Annotated in this window: 10 protein-coding genes and 1 tRNA gene; 4 read left to right on the top strand and 7 right to left on the bottom strand. The window is 73.0% G+C overall.

Features of this window, described 5'->3' with window-relative positions; genetic code table 11:
• Positions 1–8: 8 nt before the first annotated feature.
• Positions 9–2,465 carry a HelD family protein gene (locus ACQEV1_RS50310; RefSeq protein ID WP_433405091.1) on the bottom strand — a complete coding sequence of 819 codons (2,457 nt, stop codon included), beginning with the start codon at positions 2,463–2,465 and terminating at the stop codon, positions 9–11.
• A gap of 145 nt (positions 2,466–2,610) precedes the next feature.
• Entirely contained in the window at positions 2,611–3,399 is a 789-nt protein-coding gene (locus ACQEV1_RS50305) for an amidohydrolase family protein (RefSeq protein ID WP_433405088.1), read from the bottom strand.
• Between the two features lie 101 nt (positions 3,400–3,500).
• On the opposite strand from ACQEV1_RS50305, the gene ACQEV1_RS50300 reads away from it, so the two are divergent.
• Positions 3,501–3,941 carry a MerR family transcriptional regulator gene (locus ACQEV1_RS50300; RefSeq protein ID WP_285625077.1) on the top strand — a complete coding sequence of 147 codons (441 nt, stop codon included), beginning with the start codon at positions 3,501–3,503 and terminating at the stop codon, positions 3,939–3,941.
• On the opposite strand, the gene ACQEV1_RS50295 is transcribed toward ACQEV1_RS50300, so the two are convergent.
• From ACQEV1_RS50295 to ACQEV1_RS50280, 4 genes are all read right to left on the bottom strand, one after another.
• Positions 3,901–4,845 (bottom strand): CPBP family intramembrane glutamic endopeptidase, encoded by a 945-nt coding sequence (locus tag ACQEV1_RS50295; RefSeq protein WP_433405085.1) that lies wholly within the window; start codon positions 4,843–4,845, stop codon positions 3,901–3,903. The two genes, ACQEV1_RS50300 and ACQEV1_RS50295, sit on opposite strands and share 41 nt — an antisense overlap.
• A 153-nt stretch (positions 4,846–4,998) precedes the next feature.
• On the bottom strand, positions 4,999–5,409 hold the full coding sequence (locus ACQEV1_RS50290; protein WP_433405082.1) for a hypothetical protein: 411 nt from the start codon (positions 5,407–5,409) through the stop codon (positions 4,999–5,001).
• A 380-nt stretch (positions 5,410–5,789) separates the two neighbouring features.
• Positions 5,790–6,704: an amidohydrolase family protein gene (locus ACQEV1_RS50285; protein ID WP_433405080.1), complete on the bottom strand. Its 915-nt coding sequence runs from the start codon at positions 6,702–6,704 to the stop codon at positions 5,790–5,792.
• Between the two features lie 58 nt (positions 6,705–6,762).
• Positions 6,763–9,489 (bottom strand): ATP-binding protein, encoded by a 2,727-nt coding sequence (locus tag ACQEV1_RS50280; RefSeq protein WP_433405077.1) that lies wholly within the window; start codon positions 9,487–9,489, stop codon positions 6,763–6,765.
• Between the two features lie 100 nt (positions 9,490–9,589).
• Between ACQEV1_RS50280 and ACQEV1_RS50275 the strand changes: the two genes are divergently transcribed.
• Positions 9,590–10,678 carry an alkene reductase gene (locus ACQEV1_RS50275; protein WP_433405074.1) on the top strand — a complete coding sequence of 363 codons (1,089 nt, stop codon included), beginning with the start codon at positions 9,590–9,592 and terminating at the stop codon, positions 10,676–10,678.
• A gap of 1 nt (position 10,679) precedes the next feature.
• Here the strand turns inward: ACQEV1_RS50275 and ACQEV1_RS50270 are convergent, their stop codons facing one another.
• Positions 10,680–11,066, bottom strand: coding sequence for a VOC family protein (locus ACQEV1_RS50270; protein ID WP_285625092.1), 387 nt, complete (start codon positions 11,064–11,066; stop codon positions 10,680–10,682).
• A gap of 95 nt (positions 11,067–11,161) precedes the next feature.
• Here ACQEV1_RS50270 and ACQEV1_RS50265 point away from each other — a divergent pair, with 95 nt between their 5' ends.
• A complete protein-coding gene (locus tag ACQEV1_RS50265; protein ID WP_433405071.1) occupies positions 11,162–12,289 on the top strand; it encodes an acyl-CoA dehydrogenase family protein in 1,128 nt (375 codons plus the stop codon).
• A gap of 68 nt (positions 12,290–12,357) precedes the next feature.
• Positions 12,358–12,433 (top strand) — tRNA-Thr (locus ACQEV1_RS50260).
• Positions 12,434–12,509 lie beyond the last annotated feature (76 nt).

Raw genomic sequence — 12,509 nt, 5'->3', positions numbered from 1 at the left:
TGCTCACGTTAAGAATTAAACGTTCTGTTGTCAACGGAATGTTCAAAGCCCTCGCTGATTCCGGCGAGTTCGGCCGGGACCGCTCCCGGGTGGAGGACGCCGAGGCGCTGGGTCGCGCGGGTGAGGGCCACGTACAGGTCGTTCCGGCCGCGCGGGGAGGCGGTCAGGATCGCCGCGGGGTCGGCGATGAGGACCGAGTCGAACTCCAGGCCCTTCGCCTGCCGGACGCTCAGCACCACGACCGGGCGCTCCAGATCGGGGTCGGGGCCGTACGCCGCGCCGGGGACCTCCGCGGCGACGGCCGCGGCCAGTTCCGCCAGGCGGGCCTCCGGGACGATCACGGCCAGGCGGCCCTCCTCCAGGCGCGCCGCCTCCCTCGCGGCGTGCTCGGCCAGGGCGTTCGGGAGGCCGGCGGGGGTGGTGGCGAGGCGCCAGGGCGGCACGCCCGCCTGCCGTACGGACCGGGGTGGTTCCAGTGCGGGGTCGAGGGTGGCGAGCACGTCCGCGGCGGCGGCCATGATCTCGGCCGGGGTCCGGTAGTTCACGGTCAGCTGCGCGAGGCGCCAGCGGTCACCCGCGTGGGGGCGCAGGGCCTGCTCCCACGAGGAGGCGCCGGCCGCGTCGCCGGTCTGCGCCACGTCGCCCACGATCGTCATCGAGCGGCTCGGGCAGCGCCGCATGAGCAGCCGCCAGGCCATCGCGGACAGCTCCTGCGCCTCGTCCACGATCACATGCCCGAAGGTCCAGGTACGGTCGGCGGCGGCCCGCTCGGCCACGGTGCGGCGGGTCACCGTCTCCTGCCGTCCGGCCAGCTCCTCGGCGCCCAGCAGGTCGGCCGCGGTGAGGATCTCGGGGATCTCGCCCTCCTCCAGGTCGCTGGATCGCGAGCCGACCGAGATCTCCAGCACGCCCTGCGCGTACTCGATCTCCTCGCGGCGCTCGGCCGCCGCACGCGCCCGGCGGGCCGCCTGCGCCCGTGCCTCCCGGTCGTCCTCGCCGAGCAGCTCGGCCGCCTCGTCCAGCAGCGGGACGTCCGCCGGCGTCCAGCCGCCGCCCGATGCGCGTGACAGCAGCCCGCGCTCCGCGTCGGTGAGATGGGGCGCGGCCGACGCGAGCCGAGCCGGGTCGGCGAACAGGTCCGACAGCAGACGCCGCGGTGTCAGGCCGGGCCACAGCTCGTCGAGTACGGCCCGTACGCCCGGGGCGGCGGCGAGTTCCGCGCGCAGCTCCGCCAGGTCGTCCTCGTCCAGGAGCGGCCGTCCGTCGTCCCCGGCGACGGAGTCGGCGTCGAGCAGCTCCTGGGGATACCCGGCCTTGAGCAGGGCCCGTACGTCCGCCTCACCGAGCGTGCCAAGGCCGTCGCCCCCGTCGAGCGGGCGACCTTCGTCGTCGAGCGCGACGGCCTCCAGGCGCTGGGCGACCTGTCGCGTGAGCAGGTCGAGCAGCTCCCGTACGAAGATCCGCCGTGCCTGGTTGTGGAGCACCGGCCCGGTCAGCGCCGCACGCGCCGCACGCCGGTAGTCCTCCTCTTCCAGCCGCAGCGTCTGGTCGCCGTACGCGATCTCCACGGGGCCGCGGGGTGGCGCCTGCCGATCCCGTACGGCGGCGGCCACCACGTCGGCCATGATCGCCCGGCCCTTGATCTCGGCGGTCGTCGGTGGTTCGGCGCGGCCGGCCGTGACCCCGGGGAACAGGTCGCCGACCGTCGACAGCAGCACGCTGGTCTCGCCGAGGCCGGGCAGCACCTGGCCGATGTACCGCAGGAAGGTGGCGTTCGGGCCGACGACGAGCACGCCGCGCTCGGCCAGCTGCCGGTGGGTGTACAGGAGGTACGCGGCGCGGTGCAGCGCGACGGCCGTCTTTCCGGTGCCCGGCCCGCCCTGCACCACCAGCACTCCCCGCGGGCCGGAGCGGATGATCTCATCCTGCTCGGCCTGCAGGGTCTCCACGATGTCCCGCATCCGGCCGGTACGCCCGGCGTTGACCGCCGCCAGCAGCGCGGCCTCCCCGATCAGCCCCTCCTCACCGGCGGCGTCGCCGTCCAGCACCTCGTCGTCGAGGCCGATCACCCGGCGGTCGCGCGTGGTGATGTGGCGCCGGCGCCGTACACCGCCCGGCGCGGCGGCCGTGGCGACGTAGAAGGGACGCGCGGCCGGGGCGCGCCAGTCGAGCAGCAGGGGGTCGCCCTCCTCGTCGAGAACGCCGATCCGCCCGATGTAGAACCGCTCGTCGTCGCGCCGATCGAGCCGGCCGAAGCACAGTCCCTTCTCCGCCGCGTCGAATTTCGCCACCCGCTCGGCGTAGCGGGTGACCGCGACCTCCCGTTCAACGCGCGCCTGCCGGGTTCCGGCAGCCTCCCGCAGCACGCCCGCCATCCGCTCCGCCGCCCGTTCCCGCAGCTCATCGACACGCCGGTAGAGCATCGCGACGTAATTCTGTTCGCGCTCGATTTCGCGAGTAGACAATTGCGCCCCCTTGTTGCTATAATGTCAATAAGAATTACTGCGATTGCCGATTCGGATTAGTGCCGACGTCCATAGTAATTCTCTTTGCGGGCGCGATCGCCCGGCATGTCGACAAATCTTTTGGGGCACCGGGCAGCGGCGTGGGTCAGGACAGGCCCAGCAGGGCGGCGGCGGTCGCGCCGAGGACGCGGTCGCGGATCTCACCAGAGGCGGTAACGCGCTCGACGGTCGTCCTGGCCAGCACGGGGTCGCCGTACGGAGCGTCGGACCCGAACATCGTGCGTTCGGGGATCTCGCTGATCGCCAGGCGGACCGCGAAGACGATGCTCGCGGTGGACAGCTCCAGGTACATGGAGGGCGTCTCGCGCACCAGTTCCACGGCGTCCATCCAGTACGCCCCGCCGAGCTGGCTCACGACCAACGGCACGCGCGGATACCGGCGAGCGAGCGCGGCGAGAGTACGAAGGTCGTCGGCCGTCGTGGGCGCGGCACCGTGGACGACCACCGGCAGGCCACCCTGGTCGTCGGCGGCCCGCAGCACGGGCTCGATGCGCGCCGCCTGCCCGGGCGGCGGGGTCAGTTCTCCGATGCCCCGCAGCCCGTGCTCCACCACGTCCCGTTCCACGGCGGCCGCGATCCGCTCGTCCGGCAGCACGAGCGGCACCGAACCGAAGCCGATGAACCGGTCGGGCCACGCCGCCAGGGCGGCGTCCAGCTCCGCCGAGGCGGCCCGGTACGTGTCGGCCTGGTCGTCCCGGCCGTGCAGCCGGTCGTGCAGGATCGCCATCTCCCGGCGCAGCGACGCCAGATCGGCCGCGCGCTCCGGATGGGGCCGGGTCATGAACAGCACCGCGCGGTCCACTCCCGCCTCGTCCAGCAGTGCGATGTGGTCGGCGACCGGGTCGTGGACGTGGCTGTGCGCATCGATGATCAATTGTTCTCCTCGGGTACCGGCCGGGCCGCGGCTGGAATGGGCCCGGCCGTGTCACCGTTGCGCCCTGACATAGTTGGAAGGTCAAGCGAACAGGGGACCTGGTGCTGATCGGAGAACTCGCGCGGCGCACCGGAGTGAGCGAGCGCCTGCTGCGCTACTACGAGAACCGAGGCCTGATCAGCTCCCGGCGCCTCCCCAACGGCTACCGCGACTACGGTGAGGCGACCGAGCAGACGGTCGCCCGGATCCGGGTCCTGCTGTCCGCCGGACTCCCCACGCGCGTCATCCGGCAGATCCTGCCGTGCGCGGCCGGCACGTCGAACCTGCGTCCGTGCCCCGGTGTCCTGGACGCCCTGCGCGAGCAACTGACCGCCCTCGACCGCCGCGCCGGCGAGCTCGCCGAAGCACGCGAGATCCTCGTGCGCACCATCGACCGCACCGCCGGGGCACAAGAGGCGGCCCCCACCGCGATGACCGCGGTGGGGGCCGTTCCGGACGGCGTCAGTCGCGCGGGCCGTGGTAGCCGAGGCGGCCGCGGGTGACGACGAGGAGGATGACCGCGACGGTGCCGTAGCCGATCACGCCGGCGGTCAGAATCCACGACTGGTGCGTGTCGGCGAACAGCTCCGGCAGGACGAGGCTGGCGACCGCGTTGTTGCTCGCGTGCAGCAGCAGGGCGACCGGCAGGCTCTCACGGGTGTGGTTGAACACCCAGGTGATGAGGTAGCTGATCGCCACGGCCATGACGAGGAACGCGCCGAGCGCGATCCACCAGTGGGCCGTGTCGGGCCGGGTGCCGCCGAGCGACCAGCTCGTGAAGAACAGCGGCAGGTGCCAGCAGCCCCAGACCACGCCGAGGATCAGGGTGCCGAGGGCCGCGCCATGGCGGCGCTGGATCAGCGGCAGGGCGAAGTCGCGCCAGCCGGGCTCCTCGGCCATGCCGGTGGTCAGCACCTGGACGAGGAGCATGGGCAGGTACGCGGCGACGACGGCGATGGAGGGGGTGCGGAGGCTCGCGGCGGCGCCGGGCAGCGCCACGGTGCCGCCCACCAGCAGCACCGGGACGCCGATCAGCACGATCGGGTACCAGTACCAGCCGCCGACCCGCAGCCGGAACAGCCGCTGCCGCCAGCGGCGCAGCCCGTCCCGCCCGCCGGTGACCGCCGAGACCACGAGGGCGGAGCCGAGCGGTCCGAGGTAGGCACCCGGCAGGACGCCGGGGATCTGGGCGTCGCCCAGCAGTTCGGGGAAGCGGAAGTGCAGCACGCCGAGTCCGTCGCCGGACAGCACGTACGGCAGCCAGGCCAGCCAGCTCGCCGCGTACGCCAGGACGAAGAACGAGACCAGCGGGTGCCGCCGGATCATTTCGACGGGACCGCGGGGAGCGGGACGGCCGCGATCGTCGGCGCGGCGGGCGGATCGGGGCGGCATCGTGGGCGTACTCATCGGTCGAACCCTTCGGGGACGGCGGGCTGGGATGCGAGAACATCGCACCATCGCCGTACGGCCCACGTCGCTCCCGTGACCTGCCCGAACGCGTTCCAGCGCACCCCACCCCCGAGGTAGCGCAGGCTGGAGTACGGGCTCGCCGCGGAGTGTTCATTTCAGCCAGATCTGAAGTGAGGCCGGGTGTCCACGGGGCCTTCTTACGATGGCCGCGCGACCGTCCAGCGAAATGGCAGGGAGAACCGTGGTGAGAATGTTGAGCCGTCCCGTCGGGACCATTGCCGTCGTCGCGGCGGCAGGAGTGGCCCTGGCGGGCTGGGGGGCGTCGGCGTACCAGCACCCGACGCCGTCCACGCAGAGGAGCGCCGTCGGCCGGGCCGTACCGAACGCCGCGAAACCCGTCAGCAGGCCGCCGTCGGCGAAGGCCGAGGTCGCCGCGGTGCCCGCCAGTAGGCCGCCGTCGGCCAGAGCCGAGGTCGCCGCGGTGCCCGCCAGCAGACCGCCGACGCGCCGGGCCGCCGCGGTGCCCGCCAGCAGGCCGCCGTCGGCCAAGGCCGAGGCCACCGGTAACTAGACGAGGCGAACAGCGCCGCGTTCCGCGGCGTCATCGGCGGATAGCGCAGGTTACTTGGCCGTACACCCGCGGGTGTACGGCCAAGTGTCATCCCGGGACGGACGTCAGCTCACAGGCCTCCACGTAGCGTGTTCCTACAACCTGAGACCACCACGGAGGCCTGACGCGTCGTCTGTGAATTCGGGGGGATTCATGGGGGAGACGATGCGAGGGTCGGTTTCCCGGGCCCTGGATCTGTACCCGTCCAAAGCCCTGGAAGGCGAATGTTCGCGGGTGGGCCCTCTTTGGGGGAAGGGGACCCACCCGCGGACGTCGTGTACCCACCGTGACCAGGGCGCCGCCGGTTCACCCGGCGGCGTCCTCTTTCGTCTCAGGCGTCCGCTCCGGCCGGCGGAGGCACCTCGAACAGCCGTGCGGCGTTGTCGTGGCACACCGCGCGCAGCCAGTCGTCGCCCAGATCCAGCCGTACGAGCGCGGCCAGCTGTTCCGCGTACGCGTACGGGATGTTCGGGAAGTCCGTGCCCAGCAGGATGCGGTCGCCCAGGTCGGCCAGGCGCGGCGTCAGCGACGACGGCCACGGCCGCACCTTCTCCGTGAAGTCGGTGAACGCCATCGTGGTGTCCAGGTGGACCTGCGGGAAGCGTTCGGCCAGCGACAGGAACTCCCCGTACTCCGGCATCCCCATGTGCGCGATGATCGGCACCAGCCGCGGATGCCGAACGATGACCTCGCCGAAGATCGCCGGGCCGGTGTGGCCGCCCGGCTCCGGTCCCGACCCGCAGTGCACGACGACCGGCACGCCCGCCTCCGCCAGCAGCCCCCACACCGGCTCCAGCAGCGGATCGCGCGGGTCGTAGCCGCCCACCTGGACGTGTGCCTTGAACACCCGGGTGCCCGAGGCGAGCGCCTCCTCCACGTAGCGCGCCGCGGACGGCTCGGCGAAGAACGTCGCGGTACGCAGGGCGTCGGGCGTTCGCGCGGCGAACTCGGCGCCCCAGCCGTTGAGCCACTCCGCCATGCCGGGGCGGTGCGGATACAGCAGTGCCGTGAACCGCCGTACGCCGAAGGAGCGCAGCAGCGCGAGCCGGTCCGGTTCATCCGACCGGTACCGCGCCGACCATGACAGCCCCGCCTCGTCGAAGCGGTCGAAGTAGGCCCGTACCTTGCGCAGCACGTTGTCCGGCATGAAGTGCGTGTGCACGTCGATCAGGCCGGGAAGCCCGAGCGACCGCCAGAAGCCGGGAATATCGGAGTCGTCCGAGGGCGGGGTGAGCGGGGGAGCCATGCCCGCATCATCGCAAAGCGGAGCGAGCGGCGGCCCCTGGCCGGCCGCGCGGCCGTGGTCACGAGCGAGCGGCCGCCGGGTCCAGGTGGAGGCGGGCCAGCTCACGGCGGGACGAGACACCCAGCTTGGGATAGGCCTTGTAGAGGTGGTACTCGACCGTGCGCGGGCTGAGGAACAGCCGAGCGGCGATCTCCCGGCTGCTGCTCCCCTCCGCGGCAAGCCGCACGACCTGGAACTCCTGCGGGGTGAGCCGGTCGAGGAGGTCGGGCGCCGTGGCCTGCCGGTGCGACGGGACGGCGGAGCCGGTCTCGCCGGTCGCCCGCAGCTCCGAGCGAGCCCGTTCGCTCCAGGGCGCGGCCCTCAGGCGGTCGAAGAGCTGCGCGGCCGAACGAAGGGGATCGCGGGCGTCGCTCCGGCGCCGGACACGGCGCAGCCACTCGCCGTAGAGCAGCTCGGTGCGCGCCCGCTCGAACGGCCGCCCGCCATCCTCCTCGTGCAGCCGCACGGCACCCGCGAACGCCGCCTCGGCGTCCGCGTCGATGTCACACAGGAGAGCCCGGCTGCGGAGCGCGACGGCGCGCGCCCACGGCGGTCCGCCGGCCTCCGTCCAGGCGTCGAGCCGCCGCGACGCCTCATGCGCGCGTTCCGGCTGCCCGGCCCGCACCGCCGCCTCGACCTGGTCCGCGGCGGCGGCCGCCCCGGCCGCCGAGTGCCGCCAGGGGCCCTGCGCGACCTCCTCCAGGCGGTGCAGCGCCGCCTCATACCGGCCCAGCCCCAGGTCGAGCAGTGCCAGCGCGATGTCGGCGGTCCCGCCGGCGGGCGGCGACGCGTCCTCGATCAGGGTCCGCAGGCGTTCCTCGTCTCCCTCGATCGCCGCGATCCGCGCCAGCACCGTGCCGACCCGGCCCTCGCACGGTTCGACGCCGATGTCGCGGGCGATCGTGATCGCCTCCTGCGCGGTGGCCTCGGCGTCGCGGTGCGATCCGGCCGCGAGCTGCGCCTGCGCGAGGGCCTCCAGGGCGTTCGGCAGCCCGCCGACGAGTCCCTCGCGGCGGCGGTACGCGACCTCGGCGGTGGCCAGTTCGAGCGCGGCCGTGTCGTCGCCGAGCACCAGGCTCCAGCGGACGGCGTGGATCCGGTCGTCCGTGGCGGCCGGCGCCGTCGTACGGCGGTCCCGTACGGCCCGTGCCAGGAGAGGCAGCCCGGCCGCGTGATCGTTTTCGGCGAGGCGGCCCAGGCCCCGAACGGCGTCGTCGTCGCGACCCGAGGCGTCCAGCAGGCCGACCGCGCGGCCGATCGTCGCGGTGTCGCCCGCGGCCCACGCGTGGGTGGCGCCCGTGCGCAGCATGGCGACGGCGTCGGCGGGCGCCGCGTGCGCGGCGTACTCGACGAGCAGCCGGGCCGCCGCCGCGGGATCGCCGCGTTCGAACTCCACGGCCGCGCGGATCCGGGCGAGCCGGGCTCGCGCGTCCGGGGCGTCGGTGAGCTTCTCCGCCTGCCTCGCGAGCTCGTCGGCGTCGGCCGGAAGACCCGACCGGAACACCGCGTCCGCCGCCGCGCCGAGCCGCCGCGCCCGGTCGGCGCGGTCCGGGGTGAGCTCCGCCGACCGCCGGTAGAGCGCGGCGGCCGGGCCGAACCCCGCGCGGCGCAGCGCGCGTTCGGCCGCGTCCTGCAACTCGGCGGCGACGTCCTCGTCCGGCGACAGCGTCACCGCGGCGCGGTGACGCACGCGGCAGTCGGGGTCCTCGGACGCGTCGGCGAGCGCCCAGTGCACCGTGATCCGCTGGGCGGCCACGGCGCCGTGGTAGGTCGCCGAGCGGATCAGCGGATGCCGGAACCGGATCGAGGCGCCGGTGACCTCCACGAGGCGGGCGCGTTCGGCCTCCTCCAGGTCGGTGAGGCCGACGCCGAATGTCGCCGCGGCGGAGAGCAGAGTGGGCATGTGCCCGCGCCCCTCGGCCGCCGAGAGCAGCAGCATGAGCCGGGCCCGGTCGGGGAGGTCGGCGATCCGCGCGCGGAACGCGGCGGCGACCCGCTCGGCCAGCGGCAGCGGCGTCAGGGCCACGGGCGCGCGCCGCGCGGAGCCGAACTCCAGCAGTGCCAGCGGATTGCCCTCCGACTCGCGGAGGACCCGCGTGCGCAGGTCCGGGGGGAGGCCGTCCCGGCGCTCGGCCAGCAGGCGCTCGGCGTCGGCGTCGGTCAGCCGGGACAGCGGCGCCTCGGGCAGGCCCGGGCGTACGAAGCCGTCCTCGCGTGCGGCGAACAGCATCAACACGCCCTCGGCGGCGAGCCGGCGGGCGGCGAACAGCAGGGCCTCCGCCGTCGCGGCGTCGAGCCACTGGGCGTCGTCGATCAGGCACAGCACCGGTCCGTCCTCGGCGAGGTCGGCCATGAGCGTCAGCACGGCCAGCCCGCAGGCGAAGCGGTTCGGCGCCGCGCCGTCCGCGTCGGCGGCCCGGTCGTGCGCCCCGAGCGCGCCGTGCAGGGCGTCGGCCTGCGCCTGCGGCAGTCCGTCGATCCGGTCGCGCACCGGCCAGAGCAACTGCAGGAGACCGGCGAAGGCGATGTCGCGCTCGGCCTCGAAGCCGGTGACGCGCAGCACCCGCATGTCCCCGTCCGCCCCCGGTGTGGCATGCGTCGCCTCCTGCGCGGCCCATTCGAGCAGCGCGGACTTGCCGATGCCCGCCTCGCCGCGCAGCACCGCCGCGCCGCTGCGCCGATCGACGCGCGCCTCGGTGATCAGCTGGGAGAGCCGCGCCAGCTCGGTCATACGCCCGTGAAGCACGGCATCCAAATTACGGGGCCGAATACCGAAACCCTACGGATTCGGTCCGTACCCGGCCGTCCGTACGTTCGTGAGCAGCCACAACGAGTGTGAGGAAGCCATGAACGAGCTGTTCGAGCCGGTGAAGATCGGAAAGCTGGAGCTGCGGAACCGCCTGGTGATGTCCCCGATGACCCGGAGCCGTGTCGTGGACGCGGGCAGGGTGAACGAACTGACCGTGGAGTACTACGCGCAGCGCGCCGAGGCGGGACTGATCATCACCGAGGGGATCCAGCCGAGCGTGATCGGCCAGGGCTACATCTGGACCCCGGGACTGCACGACGCGGACCAGACGGAGGCATGGCGCGCGGTGACCGGGGCCGTGCACGCCAGAGGCGGCCGGATCTTCGCCCAGATCATGCACAGCGGGCGGGTCGGCCATCCCTACCTCTACCCCGATGACGCGCTGCCGGTCGGGCCGTCGCCGATCGCCTCGGGCGAGAAGCTGTTCACCCCGGAGGGCATGCTCGACCACCCGACGCCGCGGGAGCTGACCCTCGAGGACATCGCCCGGACGATCGAGGACTTCGCGGCCGCGGCGCGCAACGCCATCGAGGCCGGGTTCGACGGAGTGGAGCTGCACGGCGCCAACGGCTACCTGATCCAGCAGTTCCTCGCCGACGGGAGCAACCGGCGTACCGACGCGTACGGGGGCTCGATCCCGAACCGGATCCGCTTCGCCACCGAGGTCGTACGGGCGGTCGCCGACGCGATCGGGCCCGAGCGCGTCGGCCTGCGCGTCTCGCCGGGCGGTGCGGCCAACGGCGTCAGCGAGAGCGACTCCGAGGAGCTCTACCGCGCGCTGCTGCGCGAGCTGGCGCCGGTGGGCCTGGCGTACCTGCACGTCATGGAGCTCGGCGACCGCGCGCTAACGCGGACGCTGCGCGCCGAGTGGCCGGGTGCGCTGATCCTCAACCCGCACCCGACCCCGGAGGCGCTGTCCTCCCCGGCCGCACCCGAGGACGGCGCGGCGGCCCTCCGCGAGGGCGTCGCCGACGCGATCGCGTTCGCCCAGCTCTGGCTGGCCAACCCGGACCTGCCCGCGCGCATCCGGGCCGGTGGGCCCTACAACGAGGCGGACCGGGCGACCTTCTACGGCGGCGATCACCGTGGCTACACCGACTACCCGACGCTGGAGAGCGGCGTCTAGGTCAGCGGCCGGCGAGCCACTGCTGGAGCTCGATCAGGTTGCCCTCCGGGTCGCGCAGGTACGCGACCCGGAGCCGCTCCCACATCACCGAGGGCTCCGCGAGCAGCGTGACCCCGCGCTCGGCGAGCGAGGCGGCGTAGCGGTCCACGTCATCGACCTTCAGCACGACGAGCGCCCGGTCGCCGGCGGCGGCCGCGAGGCCCGGCACGGCCTCCTCCAGCGAGGCACGGTCGTGCAGCGCGATCCCGGCCGATCCCTCGTCCGGGCTGAACTTCGCGTACGGCCCGGAGTCGTCGTCGAACTGCGGCTTCAGCCCCAGCACGTCCCGGTAGAAGCGAAAGCAGGCCTTGAAGTCGGAAACGATCAGTCGCACCTGGGTGAGTTCCATGACTCCCCATTGTTCCCTCGCATACCTACGGAAGGGGCGACTGGGTAGAGTCCAGAACATAATTTCGGAATCCGATTCGGTCAGCCGGAGGCCTCATGGACGTCCAGGACTTCGCGGATGTGCTCGACGCGGTCCGTTCCTTCGTGCGCGAGAAGGTGGTCCCGCGCGAGGAGGAGATCGAGGAGACCGACCGGATCCCCGATGACCTGCGCCAGGCCTCGGCCGACATGGGCCTGTTCGGGTACGCCCTCCCCGAGGCGTACGGCGGCCTGGGCCTGTCGATGAGCGAGGAGGTGCGCCTCGCGTTCGAGCTCGGCTATGCCGGTCCGGCCTTCCGGTCGATGTTCGGCACCAGCAACGGCATCGCCGGCCAGGTGATCGTCAAGGCCGGCACCGACGAGCAGCGCGAACGGTGGCTTCCGCGGCTGGCCGCCGGTACGGCCATCGGAGCGTTCGCCCTGACCGAGGCCGAGGCCGGCTCCGACCCGAGCACGCTGACCACGACGGCCCGGAAAGACGGCGACCGCTACGTCATCGACGGCAGCAAGCGTTTCATCACGAACGCGCCGGAAGCCGACGTCTTCCTGGTGTTCGCCCGCACCGGGGGCGAGGGCGGCCACGGCATCTCGACCTTCATCGTCGAGGCGGGCACGGAGGGCCTCACGGTGGGCCGGCCGGACCAGAAGATGGGTCAGCGCGGGGCCCACACCGCCGAGGTGTTCTTCGACGGCGTACGCGTCCCGGCGTCGGCCATGGTCGGCGACGAGGGCACCGGCTTGCGCACGGCCATGACCTCGCTGTCCCACGGCCGCCTGCACATCGCCGCCGTCTGCGTCGGCCTGAGCCAGCGCCTTCTCGACGAGACCGTCGCGTACGCCAAGGAGCGGAAGCAGGGCGGGCGGCGGATCGCCGACCACCAGCTCATCCAGGGCCTGCTCGCCGACTCCCAGACCGAGCTGTACGCGGGCCGCGCGATGGTCCTGCAGGCCGCCGAGGCGTACGACTCGGGCGAGGACCGCCGGATGGGGCCCTCGTGCGCGAAGTACTTCTGCTCGGAGATGGCGGGGCGGATCGCCGACCGTGCCGTGCAGGTCTTCGGCGGGATGGGCTACATGCGCGGCGTGGCCGTCGAGCGCCTCTACCGGGACGTTCGCCTCTTCCGCATCTACGAGGGCACCAGCCAGATCCAGCAGATCGTCATCGCCCGGGCCCTGGTCCGGTGAACCCCCGGTTATCGATTTCGTGTCGCGGACGCGAACCGTGTATGGTTACGGAGCGCGGAAGGCCGCACGCCCCCTTAGCTCAGTCGGCAGAGCGTCTCCATGGTAAGGAGAAGGTCTACGGTTCGATTCCGTAAGGGGGCTCCACCAGCCGATATTCACTCAAAGAGTGCGATGTCGGCTGTTCCGGGTGCGGGCGGGGAATCCTGTATTCTGGCCCCGG

The organism is Actinoallomurus sp. CA-142502 (assembly GCF_050936355.1).
GTDB classification, from domain to species: domain Bacteria; phylum Actinomycetota; class Actinomycetes; order Streptosporangiales; family Streptosporangiaceae; genus Actinoallomurus; species Actinoallomurus iriomotensis.
The sequence above is the reverse complement of the archived record's forward strand: the minus strand, read 5'-3'. Positions and strand labels throughout refer to the sequence as shown.